The sequence below is a fragment of the Pseudomonas sp. XK-1 genome, from assembly GCF_038069885.1.
Taxonomy (GTDB): Bacteria; Pseudomonadota; Gammaproteobacteria; order Pseudomonadales; family Pseudomonadaceae; genus Aquipseudomonas.
On sequence record NZ_JBBPES010000001.1, the window covers coordinates 901,405 to 921,409 of the forward strand.

Sequence of the window (20,005 nt, forward strand, 5' to 3'; positions counted from 1 at the left end):
CTACTCTAGCCGCGGCTTGGCCCGTCTACAAGCGCCCGGCCCCGACACGGCGTGCCGGCCTTGGAGGGCCTTGGCTCGATGGGCCTGTTAGACTGCCCTTGCCTCCCACTCAGGACAAAACCGTGAGCTCCAGTCTTTTTTGGTACGACTACGAAACCACTGGCATCGACCCGCGTCGCGACCGCCCGCTGCAGGTGGCCGGGATTCGCACCGACGAAAACCTCAACGAAATCGGCGAGCCGCTGAATATCTACTGCCAGCCCAGCGAGGACATCCTGCCCCATCCGGCGGCGTGCCTGGTCACCGGCATCACTCCGAGTCGGCTGGCCGAGCAGGGCTTGAGTGAGGCCGAATTCATGACCCGGATACATGCCGAGCTGGCGCAGCCAGGCACCTGTGGGGTGGGGTACAACAGCCTGCGTTTCGACGATGAGGTGACGCGCTACAGCCTGTATCGCAACTTTTTCGATCCCTATGCCCGCGAATGGCAAGGCGGTAACAGCCGCTGGGACCTGATCGACCTGGTGCGCAGTGCCTATGCACTGCGCCCCGAAGGCATTGTCTGGCCCGAAGAGGACGGCCGCGTGACGCTCAAGCTGGAGCGCCTGACCGCAGCCAACGGCATTGCCCATGGCCAGGCCCACGATGCCCTGTCCGATGTGCGCGCGACCATCGCCCTGGCTCGACTACTGCGCAGCAAGCAACCCAGACTGTATGACTACCTGTACCAGTTGCGCAGCAAACAGCGGGTGCTCGATCAGGTGCGCCTGTTGCAGCCCTTGGTGCATGTCTCCGGGCGCTTTGCCGGTGCCCGGCATTATCTGGCCCTGGTCTTGCCCCTGGCCTGGCACCCGCGCAATCGCAATGCGCTGATCGTGTGCGACCTGCATGGCGATATTTCGCCCCTGCTCGATGAATCAGCGGCCACCCTGAAGCAGCGTTTGTATACCCGCCGCGAGCAATTGGCCGAAGGCGAGTTGCCGGTACCGCTGAAGTTGCTGCATATCAACCGTTGTCCGGTATTGGCCCCTTTGTCGGTATTGCGTGATGCCGATATTCAGCGCCTGCAATTGGATATGCCCGGCTATCAGGCCCGCGCCGAGCAATTGCGCACGCAGGCGGCGCAGTGGCAGGACAAACTCGCCCAGGTGTATGGCGAGGAGCAATTCGCGCCGAACCCGGACCCGGAACAACAGTTGTATGAGGGCTTTATCGGCGATCGTGACCGGCGCTTATGTGAACAGGTGCGGCTGGCCGACCCACAGCGCCTCGGTCAGCAGGCCTGGCCATTTGACGATGGACGTTTGCCGGCGTTGCTGTTTCGCTACCGGGCGCGCAACTTTCCCGCGAGTTTGAGTGAGGCCGAGCGGCAGCAGTGGCAGGTATTCTGCCGGCAACGTTTAAGTCAGGCGGAATATGGCGCGCCCAATACCCTGGCGGATTTTACCCAGGCCCTGGACGCCGTATTCGATGGAGTACCGAGCGAGCAGCAGGCGGTGTTAAGCGAGTGGCGTAACTATGCCGAACAGTTGCGTCAGCGTTATGCCCTGTAGCGGGTAAAAGACGGTAGCCAATCGCTGTGCTCCAGCCAATAAAAAACGCCAGCAATGCTGGCGTTTTTTATTGGCTGCTTGGGCCGCTGCTTAGTCCAGCAGGGTTGCCCAGCCTTCTACCACGTCGCTGCCCCACTTGGCTTTCCACTCTTTCAGGGTCTTGTGGTTGCCGCCTTTGGTTTCGATCACTTCACCGCTGTTCGGGTTCTTGTACTGCTTGACCTTGCGCGCGCGCTTGGTGCCTGCGGGCTTGGCTGCGCGGGTCGCTTTGCTGCTCTTGGCATCCGGGTCGAGCATGGCAATGATGTCGCGCAGGGACTTCTGATATTCGCCCATCAGGGTGCGCAGTTTGCCTTCGAACTCGAGTTCTTTTTTCAGCTTGTCATCTTGCGACAGGTTTTTCAGGCGCTCTTGCAGTTCTTTGATGGCTTCTTCTGTGGCGCGGTATTCGTTGATCAGTGACATGTGGCTTACCTTAATATTCGAAAAAGTATGACTAAGTGAGTTGATAATAGTCAGGCACTTTTCACAAGTAAACCGCTTTGTCGAAATTTTCCAGAGTGGGTCTTTTCAATTAGCCCTAATTGATCGGCAATTAATCCCTTGCAGTTGTCCGGGATTTCCGCGGCGCTGGATATTCGCGGTTATCCGCAGCATTTAAATAGTGCAGGACGGATCGAGGGTGACGCGGCCGATAAATGTCGCGGTTCACTGGGACGATCGTGCTGCAGTGTGCAGGAGTACTGCAGTTTTCCGGCGCTGTAGCTAGAATGGCCGCCTTTATGCAATCGGCGGAGTGTTAGATGCGCACTTTTCGACTGGTCATCGCCTGCCCGGATCGGGTCGGTATCGTGGCCAAGGTCAGTAACTTTCTGGCCACCTATAACGGCTGGATTACCGAGGCCAGTCACCACTCGGATAATCAGAGTGGCTGGTTCTTTATGCGCCACGAGATTCGCGCCGATTCGCTGCCATTCGATCTGGACGGTTTTCGTCAGGCCTTTGCGCCTATTGGTCGCGAGTTTTCCATGGAGTGGCGGGTCACCGACTCGGCCCAGCAGAAACGTGTGGTCCTGATGGCCAGCCGCGAGTCCCATTGCCTGGCCGACTTGCTGCACCGCTGGCACAGCGACGAGCTGGATTGTGAAATCCCCTGTGTGATTTCCAATCATGACGATCTGCGCAGCATGGTCGAGTGGCACAACATTCCCTACTTCCATGTGCCGGTCGATGCCCAGAATAAGCAGGCGGCCTTCGATGAAGTGGAGCGCCTGGTCAAGGTGCATCGGGCCGATGTCATCGTGCTGGCCCGTTATATGCAAATTCTTCCCGCGCAGCTGTGCGCCGATTTTTCCCAGCGGGTGATCAATATCCATCACAGCTTTCTGCCGTCCTTCGTCGGGGCCAAGCCTTATCACCAGGCTTCGCTGCGTGGGGTCAAACTGATCGGGGCCACTTCGCACTATGTCACCGAAGAGTTGGATGCCGGGCCGATCATCGAGCAGGACGTGGTACGGGTCAGCCACCGCGACAGCATTGAAGAGATGGTGCGCCTGGGCAAGGATGTGGAAAAAATGGTGCTGTCCCGTGGATTACGCTATCACTTAGAAGACAGAGTACTGGTGCACGATAACAAGACTGTGGTGTTTGACTGAGTTGTAGGTCGTGGGCCGGTTTAGTGCATACAAAGGAGTTCGCTGATGCTCAAGTCAATCAAGGTGCGCGATTACATGACCCGCAATCTGGTGACCTTTCGCCCTGAAATGAATCTGTTTACGGCGATCAACCGGTTACTGGATCACCGTATCTCCGGCGCGCCGGTGGTCGACGGGCAGGGGCATCTGGTGGGCCTGTTGTCCGAGGGTGACTGTCTGCGTGGCATTCTTTCCGGGGCTTATTACGAGTCCGCGGGGGGCGACGTCAGTGCCTATATGACCACCGAGGTGGAAATCATTTCCCCCGAGGCCGATATCATCGAGGTGTCCGAGTGTTTTCTGCGCGGTCGCCGGCGGCGTCTGCCGGTGGTCGAGGATGGCCGTCTGGTTGGCCAGGTCAGTCGTAGCGATGTGCTGCGCGCGGTCAAGGAGTTCGCCCAGCATGATGAAGGGCGCTTGCTGGTGGACTGAGGTGTCTGAGCTGTGCGGCCAGGCACTGAGCCGGAGGGCGATGCGATGAATGATCCACTGACGCGAGCCACCGCCACCGCTCCGCCCGTGGTGGGCGAGGGTTGCACCCAGCGTTACGATCCGCAGGCCCTGGGCCCGGAGGATGGTACCGAGTTTGCCGAGGCCGCCGAGTTGTGGCGGCAGCTGCAGCGGGATAAACAGGCGGCGGTCGACAGCGATAAGCCGAAATAAAAACGGGGCACTCATGGAGTGCCCCGTTTGCATTGCGCGGTCCGTTAAATGCGGAAACTGTCGACCAGCTGCTTGAGCCTGGAGGCCTGTTGTTCCAGGTCGCCGCAGGCGCGCAGGGTGGCGTTGAGGTTTTCCACGCCTTCCTGGTTGAGGGTGTTGATCTCGGTTATGTCGACGTTGAGCGACTCGATCACCGAGGTCTGTTCTTCGGTGGCGGTGGCTACCGACTGGTTCATGCCGTCGATCTCACCGATACGCGCGGTAACGCTGCCCAGGCGTTCGCCGGCCTGGTTGGCGATCACCACGCTCTCCTCGCTGTAACGCTGGCTCTCGGTCATGGTGGTGACCGACTCGCGGGAGCCGACCTGCAGCTCTTCGATCATCTTCTCGATTTCCTGCGCCGACTCCTGGGTACGGTGGGCCAGGTTGCGTACCTCGTCGGCGACCACGGCAAAGCCGCGGCCGGCTTCGCCTGCGCGGGCGGCCTCGATAGCGGCGTTAAGGGCGAGCAGGTTGGTCTGCTGGGAGATGCTTTTGATCACCTCGAGAATCTGCCCGATATTCACCGTCTTGCTGTTCAGGGTCTCGATATTGCTGCAGGAGGCGCTGATCTTGGACGACAGCTCGTTCATCGCCACGATGGTTTTTTCCACCACCTGGCGGCCGTCTTCGGCCAGGCCGCGGGCATCCGAGGCCTGGGTCGAGGCGTCGGCGGCGTTGCGGGCGATTTCCTGAGCAGCCGCACCCAGCTCATTGATGGCGGCGGCCACGCTGTTGGTACGGCTGGCCTGTTCGTCGGAATTGATCATCGAGGAGTTGGAGGCGTTGACCACCAGTTTGGCCACTTCGTTGACTTGGCTGGTGGCCGAGGAAACTTCACGAATCGAGCTGTGAATCCGCTCGACGAAACGGTTGAAGGCGGTGGCCAGGCGGCCGAACTCGTCATTGGACTGGATATGCAGGCGTTTGGTCAGGTCCCCCTCGCCCTGGGCGATGTCTTCCATGGCCTTGCCCATCACCAGCAGGGGCTGCATCAGCACCCGGATCAGCATGCTCAGCAGCAGGATGATCAGCACCACGGCAATCAGGGTGGCGATGATCGCCGAGGCGCGGAATTCGCTGAGCATCGCATAGGCTTTGGTCTTGTCAACGGACAGGCCGACATACCAGTTGACCGAAGGCAGGCCTTTTACCGGGGCGAAGGTGAGGATGCGGGTTTCGCCGTTGACCTGGGCTTCGCTGAAATCACTGCCGATGTGCGGGGTGTTCTGCGGAAAGATCTCGCTGAGGTTCTTCATCACCAGATTCTTGTCCGGGTGCACCAGGACCTTGCCGTCGGCGCTGACCAGGAAGGCATAACCGATGCCATTGAAGTCCAGGGAGTTGATGATCTCGACCAGGGTGTTGAGGCTCAGGTCGCCACCGACCACACCCGCCGCCTTGGCGGGCGTGGCGATGGTGATGATCAGCTCGCTGGTGGCCGCATCCACATAGGGTTCGGTCAGGGTGGTGCCGCCGGCGGTCATGGCATCCTTGTACCAGGGGCGCACGCGGGGGTCGTAGTCCGCCGGCATCTTCTCGTCCGGGCGCATGGTGAAGGCACCCTCGGCACTGCCCAGGTAGGTGAAGGCAAAGGTCGAGGTCAGGGCTTTCTGTTCGAGCAGGCCGACCAGGCTGTCGGTCGAGGCGTCGCGGGCAATCGACTGGGCGGTACTTTCGACCAGTAGAATGCGGCCCGACAGCCAGTTCTGGATGGTGCCGGCGGTGACGTTGCCCATCTCATGCAGGTAGCTTTCCAGATTCGCGCGGATGGCATTGCGTTGCAGGTAGTCGTTGTAGAGGGTAAACAGGGCAAAAGCGCAGAGCACCACCAGGGAGGCCGCGAGTAGAATTTTGTGGCTGAACTTCAGGTTATTGGTCATGGCTTCTTGCGTCCAGTGAGGTCAGGCATCAGTCTTTGGCCGATGTAAGGCAGTCGCTACGCCGGGATGCGGCGCTAAGAACTGTGTCGGCATACCAGCAGTAAAGCTTTAACCGGGAGGATGGCAATATGGCCGAGAACAATCAGTTTGTGCTGGGCGCGGGCGTCGATGGGCAGCCGGTCAGTCAGTCGTTGCGCCTGGCCAATCGCCATGGCCTGATCGCGGGTGCCACCGGCACGGGCAAGACCGTGACCCTGCAGCGGCTGATCGAAGGCTTCAGCGATGCCGGCGTGGCGGTATTCGCCGCGGATGTGAAGGGCGATCTGTGCGGCCTGGGTGCGGTCGGCAGCCCCCAGGGCAAGGTGGCCGAGCGGATTGCCAGCATGCCCTGGCTCGGGCATCGGCCGACGGCCTACCCGCTGAGTCTGTGGGATGTGCACGGTCAGAGCGGCCATCCGTTACGCACCACCCTGAGCGAAATGGGCCCCCTGCTGATCGGCGCGTTGCTGGAGCTGACCGACAGTCAGCAGGCGGCGCTCTATGCCGCGTTCAAGGTGGCCGATCGCGAAGGCCTGCTGCTGCTCGACCTGAAAGACCTCAAGGCCCTGCTGGCGCATCTGAAAAGCCACCCCGAGGTACTGGGCGAGGACAGCGCGCTGTTTACCTCCACCTCTTCCCAGGCCCTGCTGCGCAAGCTGGCGGGGCTGGAGCAGCAGGGGGCCGAGGCCCTGTTCGGCGAGCCCGCGCTGCAGCTGGAAGACCTCCTGCACCCGGATCGTGACGGCCGCGGGCGGATTCATCTGCTTGATGCCAGCCGCCTGGTACACGAAGCGCCCAAGGTTTACGCGACCTTCCTATTGTGGCTGCTGGCCGAACTGTTCGAGCAGCTGCCCGAGCGCGGCGATGCCGACAAGCCGGTGCTGGCGCTGTTCTTCGATGAGGCTCATCTGCTCTTCGCCGACACCCCGAAAGCCCTGCAGGAACGCCTGGAACAGGTGGTGCGACTGATCCGTTCGAAAGGTGTCGGGGTGTATTTCGTCACCCAGTCGCCCAGCGACTTGCCCGATGAGGTGCTGGCTCAGCTTGGCCTGCGCATCCAGCACGGCCTGCGCGCCTTTACCGCCAAGGAGCAGAAGTCCCTGCGCGCGGTGGCCGAGGGTTTCCGCCCCAATCCCGCGATCGATACCCTGGCCACCCTTACCGAACTGGGTATCGGTGAGGCTCTGGTCGGCACGCTGGAGGAGAAGGGCACGCCGGCCATGGTCCAGCGGGTGGCCATTGCCCCGCCGCAGTCGCGCATCGGTCCGCTCAGCGACAGCGAGCGGGTCGCGCTGGTCCGTCAGTCGCCACTGCTCGGGCGTTACGACAAACCCATCGACCGCGAATCCGCCTACGAGCTGCTTAGCGCCCGCGCCGAGCAGGCCGCCCGGGAGAAGGCCGAGCAGGCCAAGCCGGCGGCTGCTGGTAAGACCGCCGGTATCGGCAGTGCCGCGGGCGACCTGCTCGGCGGCCTGGCTGGCCAGGTGCTGAAATCGACGATGCGCCAGGCCGCCAATCAGATCGGTCGGCAGCTGGTGCGTGGCTTGCTGGGGTCCTTGCTAGGTGGCAAGGGCCGCTAGCAGGCCGTTGAAAAACTACCTACGTTGCCGATACGGCGTTAAAAACAGGCCGGGACGCGGCGTCTCAAAATGCTCATGTACAACTCGTACACTCCGCTTTTTCGCCTGTTTTTGCCTTGTCTCGGCGGCCTCGCCTACATTTTTCAACGGCCTGCTAAGTCCGGAGCTGGGTCGCAGGCGTTGCCTGGGCTCAGTCGGGGGCTTGGGTGCTTTTAGCCTGCAGATCTTTCTCGATCTTCTCGATTTCTTTCTCGAAGGCCTGATCAAGCAGGTTGGATTTTTTGCGCCAAGGCTTGCGCTCGGGGTCCGGCTGAGCGGCGTAGGTAATAACTTCCCCGCCGTATACTTCCTTGTAACGCTGCGCCTGGCGCTCGAGTTCGGCGCGCAGTTCGTCTTTCGTCACGTGTGTACCCATGGTGATCTGGAGGTTATTGGTTACGATATAAACCCGTCGGGATGTATCGTCCAATGCTTGAATCAGTTGGCTGTTGCGTTAGCGCTACAAAGCGTTTAACCAAAGCCTGCTGAAAGTATGTTTGCCATGCCAAAACAACTGTTTGGCGCAATTGTCAGGCGGTTCGAACCGGTGGCTTTTTATCAGCCAGGTAATTATGGCGAAGCCAAATTAAATGTCCAGCCCGCCTTGCTTGAGAACCCCGCTCAATACGAACGAGGTGCCCGATGGCCCGTATACGCCTATCTGTCGGCCGCGCAGTTCCTTTGGATGCGGTGAAAATACCGTCGACCTCGCGGTCTTCCGCCAGCTGCAATGCTCTACGTCATAGTAGGACTTCGATACTGCAGAGGTAGTTCAAAACCCGACAGACCTGATTAACCACATCCAGCAATGCGCCGCCGGAGTTATTGCCGCGCGATTATGAATAGCGTTATGCGCACAGCACGGCTTGTTTCCTTGGCTGCCCTAAGTTCGTGCAGCGTTTTTTCTAGTAATAAGGCTGGCAAACTCGATACGACATTTTGTCCGACATTATTAGCGCCGTTACAGGGGCGCTGCCAATAGCTGATAGTGCAGGCTGAAGGCCAGTTGGCTGGATTGTCCCTGGCGCAATAGCCGCAGGCCTGGCTGGCCGGGCAGGTGATGGGCATTGACCGGATGCGTGACGGGCTCGAAACAGAAGAAATCCTGGCCGGTCGGGGTGTAGAGGATAAAGTAATCGGCTCCCTGGCTGTGGCACAGCAGGCGGTAGCCGGCATCGGCCTGGATGATCTCGCAGTAGCCGTTCCAGCCGCTGAAGGCGTTGTCGATCTGCTCGGCGGGCAGCTCCCGGGGTTCGGCGAAGTCCCAGCCGGCCGGCAGCGCCGCGAGTGCTGTGGACAGGCGGCTGGGGTCGCACTGCCAGAGTTGCTCTGCAGCGACGCGCAGGCGGGTGTGGGGGCTGCGCGGAAAATAGGGGTGCCAGCCCAGGCCATGCCAGGCGGCGCGTTCGTCCAGATGAGTGACCTGCAGCTCGATGTCGAGCCGCCCGCCGTGCAGGCGAAAGCGCTGCACCGCGCGATAGGCAAAGGGCAGCTGGCTGTCGAGTTGCAGGACGATTTCCGTCGCGCTCTGTGCGCTCACCTGCCAGGGCTGTTGCCAGGCGCTGCCGTGGATCGGCAAGGGGTCGCTGGGGCTGTTGGCGGTCAGGTCGAACCAGCCATCGGGGCCGGCAAAGCCGCCGCCAGCGATGCGATTGGACCAGGGCACCAGCGGGTAGCAGGCCAGCCGCCGTGGCGTGGCGGCGTCGAGCGCCTGTTGGTCGCTGTGGCGCAGCAGCGCCTGACCGGTGGCGATGACCGACCAATTGACGATGCTGCCGCCCAGCTCGGGGGCCAGGCTCAGGCAGGTGATGCCGTCGTCGAGGCTGAGGAGTGTCGTTGTCATCGGGTTCCACCTTGGCCAGTAGCGGCCTTGAAAGTGGGTGATGTCGTTGCCGCACACGGCCGATGCGTGACCGGGGGTGTCATCGTACAACTGCTGGGATATGATGGCAGCCTAGCCGTCAGCCGAGAAAGATCTCCGATATGGACACTCAGAACAGCCCACCGCGCGTACGCAGAAAGCATCGCAGCCTGGCCCAGGAACTGGTGACCGAGCTGTCCCAGCGGATTCGCGACGGTGTGATCAAGCGCGGTGACAAGTTGCCGACTGAGTCGGCGATCATGGAAGAGCAGGGCGTCAGCCGCACCGTGGTGCGCGAGGCGCTGTCGCGCTTGCAGGCGGCTGGCCTGGTGGAGACCCGTCACGGCATCGGCACCTTCGTGCTGGACACACCGAGCCCCAGCGGTTTTCGCATCGACCCGGCGACCATCGTCACCCTGCGCGATGTGTTGGCGATTCTCGAGTTGCGCATCAGTCTCGAGGTCGAGTCGGCGGGGCTGGCCGCGCAACGGCGCAGCGCCGAGCAGCTGACGGCCATGCGCGAGGCCCTGGATGCCCTGAGCCAGAATGTCACCCACTCCGGTGACGCGGTGGCGTCGGACTTCCAGTTCCATCTGCTGATCGCCGAGGCCACCGGCAACCGCTACTTCACCGACATCATGAGCCACCTGGGCACCAGCATCATCCCGCGCACCCGGCTGAATTCGGCGCGCATCGCCCAGGACGATCAGGAGCATTACATGGCGCGCCTGAGTCGCGAGCATGAGCAGATCTTCGAGGCCATCGCCCGTCAGGATTCCGATGCGGCCCGCGCGGCCATGCGCCTGCACCTGACCAACAGCCGCGAGCGCCTGCGTCAGGCCCATGAAGCGGCGGAAGCGCAGGCCCTGCACGGTTGATGGTGAGGCATCCTGCTCGGCTTTAGCGTCCATCGTGATTAAGTCCGCCATGCCCTAGGCCTGGCGTTTGTATGCCAGCAGGACGATACCGCTGACCACCAGCACCCCGCCGAAAATCTGCAGGCCGTTGAGCAACTGGCCGAGAATCAGCCAGCCGAACAGCAGACCGGCCACCGGTTCGATATTCATCACCGGGGCATTGCGCGCGATATCCAGGCGGGTGACCAGGATAAACAGCGCGGAAAACGCCACCCCATACAGCAACACCAGGCAGCCCAGGGCGAGCCAGCCGGCCGTGGCGCTGGGCAGATCCATCCCGCCCGGCAACAGGCCGCCGCCCCCGGCCAGGGCCGAGGCGGCGAACACCACCAGCATGGTCAGCATGCTACGCACCGCGCCCGGCATGCCGCTGAGCCGGTGTTCGGTGATCCACAGGGCGCAGGCGAATGCCGCCGCGCCGGTAAGGCCGAACAGCACCCCTTCGATCCAGCGTTGATCGATCTCGGCCGGGCCGGACAGCTGCTGCGGCAGGTCGAGCACAAACACCAGGCCCAGCAGGATCAGCCCCATCAGCCAGGCCGCGCGGCGAGTCGGTCGCGGCCCGCCGAGGGCCCAGGTCAGCAGCGCCAGCAGGATCGGCGCGAGGTTGACCACCAGCAACGCCAGCGCCACCGGAATCCGCGCCACCGCCGAGTAGATGCAGAAACTCTGCACGGCAATCAGCAGGCCCAGCATCAGCTGCCAGCCCCAGGTCTGGCGGCGCATCTTCAGCGATTCCCTGCGCCACAGCACCAGGGCGGCGAGCGCCAGCAGGGTTACCCCTGAGCGGCAGAGCATCGCCAGCAACAGGCCGGTGTCGTGGTCGAAGGCGATCCGCGCGGCAATATGGTTGCCGGCGAAGGAGCAGGCCAGGGTAGCCAGGATCAGTGCGGCGATATGCCGGGGGAAGGGTGTGGCGGCTGGCATGGCGGGGGTTATGTCCTTACAAAGCAAGGAGCCGCCAGGTCGGCGGCTCCAGGTGATCGTGACCCATTGTTGAGTGTTACAGCACCACGCTCGGCAGCCACAGCGAGATAGCCGGAATATAGGTCACCGCCAGCAGCACCATAAACAGCGCGGCATAGAACGGCAGCAGCGCCTTGATGGTGTTCTCGATGGTCACCTTGCCGATGGCCGCGCCGACAAACAGCACCGCACCCACCGGCGGGGTGATCAGGCCGATGCCCAGGTTGACCAGCATGATCATGCCGAAGTGCACCGGGTCGACGCCAATATCCACCACCACCGGCAGCAGGATCGGCGTGAGGATCAGGATCAGCGGGGCCATGTCCATCAGCGTGCCGAGTACCAGCAGCATAAAGTTGATGCACATCAGGATCACGTAGCGGTTATCCGACAGGGTCAGAAACAGCGCGGTGATCTTCGACGGAATCTGCATCAGGGTCATGATGTAGCCGAAGCTGGCGGCGAAGGCGATCAGGATCATCACGATCGACAGCGTACGCACGGTGCGGTGCAACAGCTTGGGCAGCTCGTGCCACTTGTAGTCGCGGTAGATAAACATGGTCACGAAGAATGCCCAGACCACGGCGATGGAGGCTGACTCGGTGGCGGTAAAAATACCGGAGAGGATGCCGCCGAGGATGATCACCATGGTGAACAGGCCCCACAACGCATCCACGCAGATTTTCAGCGCCTGCTTGAGTGGGATGACCTCGCCCTTGGGGTAGTTGCGTTTGCGCGCAAAGAACAGGCACAAGCCCATCATCACTGCGCTGAGCAGCAGCCCCGGGCCGATACCGGCGATAAACAGCGAGGCGATCGACACCGTGCCGCCAGCGGCCAGCGAATACAGCACCGAGTTGTGGCTGGGCGGGGTCAGCAGCGCTTGTACCGAGCCGCTGACGGTGACGGCGGTGGAGTATTCACGCGGGTAGCCCTTCTTTTCCATTTCCGGAATCAGCACCGAGCCGACCGAGGCGGTATCGGCCAGGGACGAGCCGGAGATCGCGCCGAAGAAGGTCGAGGCCAGAATGTTGACCAGCGACAGACCGCCGCGGACGAAACCCACCAGCACGTTGGCGAAGTTCACCAGACGCCGCGACATGCCGCCTTCGGCCATGATCGCGCCAGCCAGGACGAAGAACGGGATGGCCAGCAGGGAGAATTTGCTCACGCCGCCGCTGATCTGAATCATGATCGCGTGGAGCGGAATATCGATGTACCAGGCACCGAGCAAGGCCGATATGCCCAGGGAGTAGGCCACGGGTACGCGCAGCAGAATCAGCACGAGAAAGCTGCCAAGCAGGATTAGCGCATCCATTTACAAGGCCTCCTTGCTGTCTTCAACCAACTCGAAGTTGACCACGCGGCGGTGGCTCTGGTCGCCGAGGAACAGGCGCTCAAGAACGAAGATCAGGGTGATAAAACCGCCAATCGGAATGGGTGAGTAGCTGATACCTACCCGCAGTGTCGGTAGCGTACTCATGAACTGGTTCCAGGTGGCTGCGCACAGCTTGATGCCCCAGATGGTCATAAACAGGGCGATGGCCGCCATCAGCAGCTGCACCAGCAGGTTGATGCAGGGTTGCCATGCGGGCGAGAGGCGGTCGGTAAAGGTGGTCACGGCCATGTGTGCGCCGGCCCTATAGCTGGCGGCGGCACCGATAAAGGTGAACAGCACCATCAGCATGATCGCAATGGGCTCCGGCCAGCCGGCACCACTGCCCAGCACGTAACGGGCGAAAATGCCCCACGGAATGATCAGCGCCATCACGACGATGGCGCTGCCAGCGACCCAGATGCAAGCCTGGTAAATCACGTCGTTGATGCGTAACAGCAAGTTTTTCATGAGACTTCACCACGCGCGTGGCGACGGCCTGAGCCGCCGCCACGGGGTTGTTCAGAGAGAGCGAGTTACTGGACCGCTTCGATACGCTTGATCAGCTCAGCGTAGGGCGCGCCGTATTTCGCGCGAATCGGCGCGGTGGCGTCGAAGAAGGGCTTCTTGTCGACTTCGATAAATTCGACGCCGGCTTCTTTCAGCTTGGCTTCGCTGCTGGCGGACTTCTCATCCCACAGCTTGCGCTCTTCGAACTGCGCTTCCTTGGCGTACTTCTTGACGATCTCCTGCTGCTCGGGGGTGAGCTTGTTCCAGCTGGCCTTGGACATCACCAGTGGCTCCGGCAGGATCAGGTGGCCGGTCAGGCTGTAGTACTTGGCCGTGCGGTAGTGGTTGTGCTCAAGCATGGTCGGCGGGTTGTTTTCCGCGCCGTCGACAACGCCGGTCTGCAAGGCGCTGAAGATTTCGCCGGTGTCCATGGCCACGCCATTGGCACCCATGGCGTTGAAGGTTTCGATAAACAGCGGGTTGCCCATCACGCGGATCTTCATGCCCTTGAGGTCTTCAAGGTTGCGTACCGGCGTCTTCGAATAGATGTTGCGGGTGCCGCCATCCATCCACGCCAGGCCGACCATGTTGAATTCGGAGTTGGTGATCTTGTCGAGGATTTCCTGGCCGATTTCACCGTCGATGATCGCGCGCATGTGCGCCGTGTCGCGGAAGATAAATGGCATGTTGAACACGTTGACGTCCGGTACCACCGGGCCAACGGTACCCAGGCTGACGCGGGTCATCTGCACGGCACCGATCTGCACCTGTTCGACCACTTCCTTTTCCGAACCGAGCACGCCGCCGGCGAACATCTTGAAGCTCAGCTCACCATGGGTGGCCGCTTCGATCTTCTTGCCCATGGCTTCCTGGGCGACAACGGTCGGGTAGCCGGCCGGATGAATCTCGGCCATCTTCATGGTGGTGGCTTGCGCCAGGCCTGACAGGCAGAAGGCAAAGGGCAGGGCGGCGACAAGCAACTTGCGTTTGAAGGTCATGGTGAAGCTCCAGTCTTGTTGTTGTTGGGAGTGCAGCGTTGCGAAAACCGAGCGCGCGACCAATCGCGAGTCGCCGCTCAGTTGTTGAAGCAGGTTTCCTCCAGGCCCTTGGCACCGGGTTGCAGGGCGAACACAGCGCCAGCCAGTGGCTGGTCGCTGAGGTCGCCGGCCGGGCGGATCGAGGTGACAAACAGGGTGTCCAGATTGCGCCCGCCAAAGGCGCACATGGTTGGCTTCTTCACCGGCACGGCGAGGGAGCGATCCAGGCGGCCGTCGGGGCTGAAACGGTGGATCAGCCCGGCGTCGTTGGCACAGATCCAGTAGCCGCCGTCGCTGTCCACCGCCGCGCCATCGGGGCGGCCGGGGTGCTGGCGCATGTCGACGAACAAGCGGCGGTTATGCGGCGTGCCGCTGTCGATGTCGTAATCGAAGGCCCAGATGGCCTGTACCGACGGGTGCGAGTCGGACAGGTACATGGTCCGCCCATCCGGGCTGAAGGCCAGGCCGTTGGGCACAATAAGGTCGCTTATTTGTGCGGCAAGCGGCTCGCTTTGCCCGCCGTTGTAGCGGTACAGGGCCCCGACCGGCGCGGCGGCGCTCATATCGAGCAGCATGCTGCCGGCCCAGAAGCGGCCCTGGCGGTCGCAGCGGCCATCGTTGAAGCGCATAGCCGGGCGGGCGTGCGCCACGCTGCTCAGTGGGCTGCTGTGCAGGCTACCGTCCGCGCCGGGCTGCAGGTGAAACAGGCCGCTTTGCATGCCCGCGATCCAGCCGCCGTCACGGCAGCGGGCAATACAGGCGAGCATTTCCGAAGCCGTCCATTGCTGGGTGCGATTATCCGCGGGGCTCCAGCGGTACAACTGGCCGGCCGGGATATCGACCCAGTACAGGGCCTGTTCCTCGGTACTCCACACCGGGCTTTCACCGGTGGCATTGCGTGCGTCGACAATCAGTTCGGCTTGCATGGCAGCTGGTTTCCCTTGGTGGTTCTGCAGCGCTGGGGTGTTTCAGGCGTCGCCGAATGGGCCGGCGGCAACAAAGGCACCGCCCTGGTAGACCATCGCCGGATCATCGGCGGCGGGCATGGGCTGGGCTTCGATCTGGGCGCGGAACTGCTCCGAACTGTCCTTGGGCTGGTAGCCCAGGTGCGTGGCCAGGTGGTTGTCCCACCAGACGTTGTGGTTATCCGACATGCCATAGACCACGGTGTGGCCGACGTCGGGGGTGTACAGGGCACGTTCGAGCAGCTGGGTCAGGTCGCTGTAGCTCAGCCAGGTGCTCATCATTCGGCGGTTGTGCGGCTCGGGGAAGGAGGAGCCGATGCGGATGCTCACGGTCTCGATGCCGTAGCGGTCGAAGTAGAAGCTGGCCATGTCTTCGCCGTAGGACTTGGACAGGCCGTAGTAGCTGTCCGGCCGGCGCGGCGCGTTGGCGTCGATGAATTCGTTCTGCTTGTAGAAGCCGATCACGTGGTTGGAGCTGGCGAAGATCACTCGCTTGACGCCATGCCGGCGCGCCGCTTCATAGATGTGGAACACGCCGCAGATATTGGCCCCGAGGATTTCCTCGAACGAGCGCTCGACCGACACCCCGCCGAAGTGCAGGATCGCGTCCACGCCCTCGACCAGCTGATGCACCGCGGCCTTGTCGGCCAGGTCGCAGACCCGGACTTCTTCATAGGTGCCAGCGGCGGGAGCCATCTCGGCGATATCGGAGACCCGCAGGATGGCAGCGTAAGGCCGCAGGCTTTCCCGCAGTACCTTACCCAGACCGCCAGCGGCACCGGTGAGCAGCAGACGATTGAAGGGAGCTGGAGCGTTGGCTGTTGGGGTCATGGCAGGGCTCTGCTTTGTTGTTATTGGGTGTGTCATCTGTTGTCGTATGACTTGCACCGATTATCATCAGGCCAGTGGGCAGATGTCAACGCGCAAGAGGAACCACATGCGGTTATTCGTCTGCTCGATACCGCGATTTGTCAGGCGCTAAACCCCTTGTGTTGTGTGGTTTTGTTCGGGTTAAAGGCCTCTATAACGCCATCTTCAGGGCGGTTTGGCAAGCGCCTGAGCGGCTCTCTCCAGGCTCCGGTCGGTTGTTCGGCAAATGTGCGTTCCTGCACTATCGACTAAAGTTGTATGACAACGTATCTCGTGCGATTCGAGTGGAGGCGCTGGCTAAAGTGCGTCGGCTTTCGAGGGCCATGGCATGAGCAGAAAATCACCCGACTTGCGCGCCGCTGCCGCGCCGACCCTGATCGACGTGGCCAGGGTGGTGAGCGTTCCCCCATCACCCTATCCCGCATTCTGGGCCGTCCCCGCCCCGCGACAGGAGGTGGTCTTGCTCGCGGCCGCGCCGGAGCATCGAACAAGCGGTTGCCGAACCGCCTGGCTGCGCCAGTTGCGATGCGTTATTTTCCAGATTGTTTAGCGGCTAGAAAGCGTTGCTCAGCACTCGCCAGCACAAGGTGTCATTTTGATGAGATCGTCATTCGAAAGTGTCCTGAAGGACAAGAACCGGCTGCATCTCGAGCGAGTACGGCGTGACGAGCCGGTGGTGGCCAAGCGCCGGGTTGCCTTCGTATTGTTGGATCACTTCTCGATGATGGCCTTTACCGGTGCCGTGGATGCGTTGGTCACGGCCAACCTGATGAGCGCGTTGCCGTTGTACGAGGTGCTGGTGGTCGGTGTCGAGGATGTGGTGGTCAGTGACCTGGGTATCGTCATCTCGGCGGACTGTCGTCTAGCCGAGTTGCAGGAGCGCCAGCAACAGCTGATCGTGGTCTGTGGTGGCTTGCGGGTGCCGTTGCAGCCGCACCCGTTGCTCAGGGCCAAGCTGCGCTCGGCCGACCATGCCGGGACCATGCTCGGCGGGCTGTGGAACGGTGCCTATTTTCTGGCTGAAGCCGGGCTGCTGGATGGCTACGACTGTGCTTTTCACCCCGATGGCCGGTCAATGATGACTGAGCTGTTTCCCCGGGTGCGACTGTCCAGACATTCCTTTGTGTTGGATCGCGAGCGAATAGCCTGCGCCGGTGCCAGCAGTTCCCTGGACATGATGCTTGCGGTGGTCAAGCGCGACTGTGGTGACAGTCTGGTTCAAGCCGTGGAAGAAGTGCTTAGCTGCGACAAGCTGCAGGAGGTGATGGACGTGTCGGTGGTGGCCGTAGATCGCGACCCGACCTTGCCGCAGCCGCTGAAGCTGGCCCTGGAGCTGATGCACAACAATATCGACGAGCCGCTGAAGATGGATGAGATCGCTGCCTGCGCAGAGATTTCCGTGCGCCAGCTCGAGCGGCAATTCTGCCGTCACGTCAACGCCACGCCTTCACGCTACTACCTGGAGTTGCGCCTGACTCGCGCGCGTCAGTTATTGCAGCAGACCAATAAATCCCTTGCCGATATTGCCGTTGCCTGTGGCTTCGTCAGCATCTCGCATTTCCGCCGCTGCTTCCGTGAGTTCTTCGACATCGCGCCGGGCTGTTTCCGGGCTGGCGTGCGCAAGGGCTAAACCGCCGACATTGAAACGCCATGGCTTTCTGGGGGCGAGAAGGGCAGCTGACCCGCGATTCGGGCCGGATGGAAATCGTGCCCATCGCTATTCCGTGAGGGCTGTTGAGGTAATCGGGAACAGACCACGATCACCCTCGGGCGTCACCATCAACAGCAGTCCGCGTCCTATCGCCCCGCATCCCCCTCAGCCAACGCACAGAAAAACTCCACGTATTGCCTATGCCCGCCGCAAAAAACCACATCCAGCCTGAGCGGGTCTGCGCTGTCGCTGATGCCGGCGAAGGCTGGCCAGGGCGGCAGGTTGGGGGCGGTTGCGCTGCGTTGCAGGTGCGCGATATCGATGCCGGGGCGGGCGACTTCGCCGTTGCTGCTATCGATATAGGCCAGGGTGTTATTGCTGTCGAAGGCTTCGCCGAGTCGCTGCACCAGGCTGAGAAAGCCGCGGTCGCTGCCGCCGCGCAGTTGTTGCGGCCTGCCGTCGAGGGTGCGGGTGTTGGAGGTGACGGTGTCGCCGACGCCGAGGATGCGCGGCATCAGCGCCGGGTCGAAATGCTCGCGGGCCAGTTGCAGTAGCGCGTCCTGGTCGCGCGGGGCCTGGCGGGCGTTGAAGTGTTCGCCCAGCGGGTAGTGCCCGGTGCGTTGCTGGTAATAGTGGTTGAGGATCAGCAGCACGCCGACTTCCTTGATCGCGCCCTTGAGCATGAACTGGAAATCGGTGCTGCCGGCATCGTCGCCGTCGCTGTATTTGAGCCGTTCGTGGCCCTGGGTGTCTTGCCCGAGATTCGGTGCGTAGTGGACGAAGAAGGCGTCTCCCAGGCCGGCCTGGCTGGCTTGCTGTTGCAAGGCGCTCATAAAGTCGGCGACCGCCTGCTGCAATTGCCGGTACAGCATCGGTTGGGCGCTGAAGTGTTGGTAGAGGCTGTTGAGGTTGAGGGTCGGCGAGGCGAGGTTATCCAGCACGCTGGCACTCACCAGGGCGGTGATCTCGGTGGCGGCGAGGGCGTAGGGCGGGGCGGCCAGCAGTTCGGCGAGAAAGCGCGTGGCCTTGTCCGGCACGCCTCGCAGGAACGCCAGCTCCGCCTCACTGACGCCTGGGTGGCTGACCCTGGCGAAGCGGTCCTGCAACTGCACGCCACCGGCGGCCAACCCCGGCAGGTAGAGGCCCTGTTCGCGGGCATGGTTGGGGTCGTCGAAGGCCTTGTCGACTATGCTGTTCACCCCGCGGCTGCCGATATGTTCGCCGTTGGTCAGTACCTGGAAACACCCGGCCAGAAGCGCCGCGGCCTGCACGTAGCGGCGTTCGAGGGTGCGGGTCAGCGGGTCGCGCACCAGGCCCATGCAGACGCCATCCAGGTCCTGGATGATCAGCAGTTTGTCGGTCGCGAGAAGGGAATCGAGCAAGCGCGGGTGGTCGAGGGAGAAGCGTTGGATGTGGGTAGTCATGGGGGCATCTTACGCCCAGTGCCAGGTTCGACCAAAGTTGAGGCCGGGATGTTGATGGCTGAGCAAAAAAGGGGACGCCCATTAGCCGGTCTGTTGCGGGCCGGCAGCTGTCGGTCATGAAGGGCAGAAGTCGGCCTGGAGCGGTCATTCCGGAATAAAAATAAACCTGTCCCCTTTGCACCGTTGCGCTTGACCCTATTCCCTCCTTCCGGCCACATGCGCGTACTGATCAAAAATGAACAAGGAAGAACCCCACATGCCCCGCCTGGTTTGGCTGCGCGACCACATGCAACACAGCGACACCCTGGCGCAGTGGCTGCATCAGCAGTTCGCATACGAGTTTATCGAGCAGCCATTGGCCGACTGGCAGCGCGAGTTCGCCGAAGGCCAGGATAATGGCGACTGGCAATGCCTGATCGCCCTGGAGAATGACCAGCTACTTGGCGGTGCTGCACTCGCCGCCAACGACTTGCCCGAACGCCCGGAGCTGAGCCCTTGGCTCGCCTGCGTCTTTATCGCCCCGCAGGCCCGCAAACGAGGCCTGGCGGAACAGCTGATAGAAGGCATTTGCGCCGCCGCAAAGGCCAACGGCACCACACGGCTGTACCTGCACACCCATGATCGCAGCGACTACTACGCCAAACGTGGATGGCAGGTGCAGGAGTGTTTTCAGGCCTGGGGCAAGGAGCAGTGGTTGATGCTGCGGGATCTTTGAGTTCGCTTATGTTTGAAGCCGAAGGCGGAGAGTAAACCTCTGGGAACGTGGATGCTCGCAACAGGGATGAGCCGGCCAGAAGCTGCTGGTGCAGCAGCATCAATACCGTGGTCTGTTCCCGATTGTTGCTGATGGTGCTTTCTGTGACCCCGGTTTTATATGGTGCGGTGATTGAGGCGATGGTGAAGCCTTCGCTGGAAAGGGGAATGCCGTCACCAGTAGTC

Annotated in this window: 19 protein-coding genes; 8 read left to right on the forward strand and 11 right to left on the reverse strand. The window is 61.9% G+C overall.

Annotation, left to right across the window (positions count from 1 at the left end; translation table 11 throughout):
* Nucleotides 1-122 precede the first annotated feature (122 nt).
* Nucleotides 123-1,553 carry an exodeoxyribonuclease I gene (gene sbcB / locus WMW70_RS04005; RefSeq protein ID WP_341436197.1) on the forward strand — a complete coding sequence of 477 codons (1,431 nt, stop codon included), beginning with the start codon at nucleotides 123-125 and terminating at the stop codon, nucleotides 1,551-1,553.
* Between the two features lie 90 nt (nucleotides 1,554-1,643).
* On the opposite strand, the gene mvaT is transcribed toward sbcB, so the two are convergent.
* Complete coding sequence (gene mvaT / locus WMW70_RS04010) at nucleotides 1,644-2,018, reverse strand: histone-like nucleoid-structuring protein MvaT (RefSeq protein WP_341436198.1); 375 nt, start codon at nucleotides 2,016-2,018, stop codon at nucleotides 1,644-1,646.
* Between the two features lie 338 nt (nucleotides 2,019-2,356).
* On the opposite strand from mvaT, the gene purU reads away from it, so the two are divergent.
* Genes purU through WMW70_RS04025 form a run of 3 tightly spaced genes read left to right on the forward strand, consistent with a single transcriptional unit; the run spans nucleotide 2,357 to nucleotide 3,910 of the window.
* Nucleotides 2,357-3,208, forward strand: a complete 852-nt coding sequence (gene purU / locus WMW70_RS04015) for a formyltetrahydrofolate deformylase (protein WP_341436199.1) — start codon at nucleotides 2,357-2,359, stop codon at nucleotides 3,206-3,208.
* 45 nt (nucleotides 3,209-3,253) lie between these two features.
* Entirely contained in the window at nucleotides 3,254-3,679 is a 426-nt protein-coding gene (locus tag WMW70_RS04020) for a CBS domain-containing protein (RefSeq protein ID WP_341436200.1), read from the forward strand.
* 45 nt (nucleotides 3,680-3,724) lie between these two features.
* Nucleotides 3,725-3,910: a hypothetical protein gene (locus tag WMW70_RS04025; protein WP_341436201.1), complete on the forward strand. Its 186-nt coding sequence runs from the start codon at nucleotides 3,725-3,727 to the stop codon at nucleotides 3,908-3,910.
* Between the two features lie 44 nt (nucleotides 3,911-3,954).
* Here WMW70_RS04025 and WMW70_RS04030 read toward each other — a convergent pair whose 3' ends face one another.
* A complete protein-coding gene (locus WMW70_RS04030; RefSeq protein WP_341436202.1) occupies nucleotides 3,955-5,832 on the reverse strand; it encodes a methyl-accepting chemotaxis protein in 1,878 nt (625 codons plus the stop codon).
* A 128-nt stretch (nucleotides 5,833-5,960) separates the two neighbouring features.
* Here WMW70_RS04030 and WMW70_RS04035 point away from each other — a divergent pair, with 128 nt between their 5' ends.
* On the forward strand, nucleotides 5,961-7,451 hold the full coding sequence (locus tag WMW70_RS04035) for a helicase HerA-like domain-containing protein (RefSeq protein ID WP_341436203.1): 1,491 nt from the start codon (nucleotides 5,961-5,963) through the stop codon (nucleotides 7,449-7,451).
* Nucleotides 7,452-7,641: 190 nt separating this feature from the next.
* On the opposite strand, the gene WMW70_RS04040 is transcribed toward WMW70_RS04035, so the two are convergent.
* A complete protein-coding gene (locus tag WMW70_RS04040) occupies nucleotides 7,642-7,854 on the reverse strand; it encodes a hypothetical protein (RefSeq protein ID WP_341436204.1) in 213 nt (70 codons plus the stop codon).
* 597 nt (nucleotides 7,855-8,451) lie between these two features.
* The gene (locus WMW70_RS04045) at nucleotides 8,452-9,333 is read right to left on the reverse strand and encodes an aldose 1-epimerase (protein ID WP_341436205.1); all 882 of its coding nucleotides are present in this window, start codon (nucleotides 9,331-9,333) and stop codon (nucleotides 8,452-8,454) included.
* Between the two features lie 140 nt (nucleotides 9,334-9,473).
* On the opposite strand from WMW70_RS04045, the gene WMW70_RS04050 reads away from it, so the two are divergent.
* Nucleotides 9,474-10,229: a FadR/GntR family transcriptional regulator gene (locus tag WMW70_RS04050; RefSeq protein WP_341436206.1), complete on the forward strand. Its 756-nt coding sequence runs from the start codon at nucleotides 9,474-9,476 to the stop codon at nucleotides 10,227-10,229.
* Between the two features lie 54 nt (nucleotides 10,230-10,283).
* Here the strand turns inward: WMW70_RS04050 and WMW70_RS04055 are convergent, their stop codons facing one another.
* From WMW70_RS04055 to WMW70_RS04080, 6 genes are all read right to left on the reverse strand, one after another.
* Entirely contained in the window at nucleotides 10,284-11,195 is a 912-nt protein-coding gene (locus WMW70_RS04055; protein WP_341436207.1) for an EamA family transporter, read from the reverse strand.
* Nucleotides 11,196-11,271: 76 nt separating this feature from the next.
* Nucleotides 11,272-12,552, reverse strand: a complete 1,281-nt coding sequence (locus WMW70_RS04060; protein WP_341436209.1) for a TRAP transporter large permease — start codon at nucleotides 12,550-12,552, stop codon at nucleotides 11,272-11,274.
* Nucleotides 12,553-13,080: a TRAP transporter small permease gene (locus tag WMW70_RS04065; protein ID WP_341436211.1), complete on the reverse strand. Its 528-nt coding sequence runs from the start codon at nucleotides 13,078-13,080 to the stop codon at nucleotides 12,553-12,555.
* 65 nt (nucleotides 13,081-13,145) lie between these two features.
* Nucleotides 13,146-14,117, reverse strand: coding sequence for a TRAP transporter substrate-binding protein (locus WMW70_RS04070; RefSeq protein ID WP_341436212.1), 972 nt, complete (start codon nucleotides 14,115-14,117; stop codon nucleotides 13,146-13,148).
* 77 nt (nucleotides 14,118-14,194) lie between these two features.
* On the reverse strand, nucleotides 14,195-15,082 hold the full coding sequence (locus tag WMW70_RS04075; protein ID WP_341436213.1) for a glucurono-1,5-lactonase: 888 nt from the start codon (nucleotides 15,080-15,082) through the stop codon (nucleotides 14,195-14,197).
* 42 nt (nucleotides 15,083-15,124) lie between these two features.
* Complete coding sequence (locus tag WMW70_RS04080; protein WP_341436214.1) at nucleotides 15,125-15,952, reverse strand: NAD-dependent epimerase/dehydratase family protein; 828 nt, start codon at nucleotides 15,950-15,952, stop codon at nucleotides 15,125-15,127.
* 637 nt (nucleotides 15,953-16,589) lie between these two features.
* On the opposite strand from WMW70_RS04080, the gene WMW70_RS04085 reads away from it, so the two are divergent.
* Nucleotides 16,590-17,621, forward strand: coding sequence for a GlxA family transcriptional regulator (locus WMW70_RS04085; protein WP_341436215.1), 1,032 nt, complete (start codon nucleotides 16,590-16,592; stop codon nucleotides 17,619-17,621).
* A gap of 167 nt (nucleotides 17,622-17,788) precedes the next feature.
* Here WMW70_RS04085 and stpA read toward each other — a convergent pair whose 3' ends face one another.
* A complete protein-coding gene (stpA, locus tag WMW70_RS04090; RefSeq protein WP_341436216.1) occupies nucleotides 17,789-19,066 on the reverse strand; it encodes a glucosylglycerol 3-phosphatase in 1,278 nt (425 codons plus the stop codon).
* A 256-nt stretch (nucleotides 19,067-19,322) separates the two neighbouring features.
* Here stpA and WMW70_RS04095 point away from each other — a divergent pair, with 256 nt between their 5' ends.
* On the forward strand, nucleotides 19,323-19,781 hold the full coding sequence (locus tag WMW70_RS04095) for a GNAT family N-acetyltransferase (RefSeq protein ID WP_341436217.1): 459 nt from the start codon (nucleotides 19,323-19,325) through the stop codon (nucleotides 19,779-19,781).
* The last annotated feature ends 224 nt before the right edge of the window (nucleotides 19,782-20,005 follow it).

Bases quoted from the DNA above. Each gene is read 5' to 3' on its own strand.
- WMW70_RS04065 (WP_341436211.1), bottom strand. From the start codon at position 13,080: ATGAAAAACTTGCTGTTACGCATCAACGACGTGATTTACCAGGCTTGC.
- WMW70_RS04025 (WP_341436201.1), top strand. From the start codon at position 3,725: ATGAATGATCCACTGACGCGAGCCACCGCCACCGCTCCGCCCGTGGTG.
- WMW70_RS04075 (WP_341436213.1), bottom strand. From the start codon at position 15,082: ATGCAAGCCGAACTGATTGTCGACGCACGCAATGCCACCGGTGAAAGC.
- WMW70_RS04050 (WP_341436206.1), top strand. From the start codon at position 9,474: ATGGACACTCAGAACAGCCCACCGCGCGTACGCAGAAAGCATCGCAGC.
- WMW70_RS04095 (WP_341436217.1), top strand. From the start codon at position 19,323: ATGCCCCGCCTGGTTTGGCTGCGCGACCACATGCAACACAGCGACACC.
- WMW70_RS04020 (WP_341436200.1), top strand. From the start codon at position 3,254: ATGCTCAAGTCAATCAAGGTGCGCGATTACATGACCCGCAATCTGGTG.
- WMW70_RS04045 (WP_341436205.1), bottom strand. From the start codon at position 9,333: ATGACAACGACACTCCTCAGCCTCGACGACGGCATCACCTGCCTGAGC.
- WMW70_RS04060 (WP_341436209.1), bottom strand. From the start codon at position 12,552: ATGGATGCGCTAATCCTGCTTGGCAGCTTTCTCGTGCTGATTCTGCTG.
- WMW70_RS04035 (WP_341436203.1), top strand. From the start codon at position 5,961: ATGGCCGAGAACAATCAGTTTGTGCTGGGCGCGGGCGTCGATGGGCAG.
- purU (WP_341436199.1), top strand. From the start codon at position 2,357: ATGCGCACTTTTCGACTGGTCATCGCCTGCCCGGATCGGGTCGGTATC.
- WMW70_RS04070 (WP_341436212.1), bottom strand. From the start codon at position 14,117: ATGACCTTCAAACGCAAGTTGCTTGTCGCCGCCCTGCCCTTTGCCTTC.
- stpA (WP_341436216.1), bottom strand. From the start codon at position 19,066: ATGACTACCCACATCCAACGCTTCTCCCTCGACCACCCGCGCTTGCTC.
- WMW70_RS04080 (WP_341436214.1), bottom strand. From the start codon at position 15,952: ATGACCCCAACAGCCAACGCTCCAGCTCCCTTCAATCGTCTGCTGCTC.
- WMW70_RS04030 (WP_341436202.1), bottom strand. From the start codon at position 5,832: ATGACCAATAACCTGAAGTTCAGCCACAAAATTCTACTCGCGGCCTCC.
- WMW70_RS04085 (WP_341436215.1), top strand. From the start codon at position 16,590: ATGAGATCGTCATTCGAAAGTGTCCTGAAGGACAAGAACCGGCTGCAT.
- WMW70_RS04055 (WP_341436207.1), bottom strand. From the start codon at position 11,195: ATGCCAGCCGCCACACCCTTCCCCCGGCATATCGCCGCACTGATCCTG.
- mvaT (WP_341436198.1), bottom strand. From the start codon at position 2,018: ATGTCACTGATCAACGAATACCGCGCCACAGAAGAAGCCATCAAAGAA.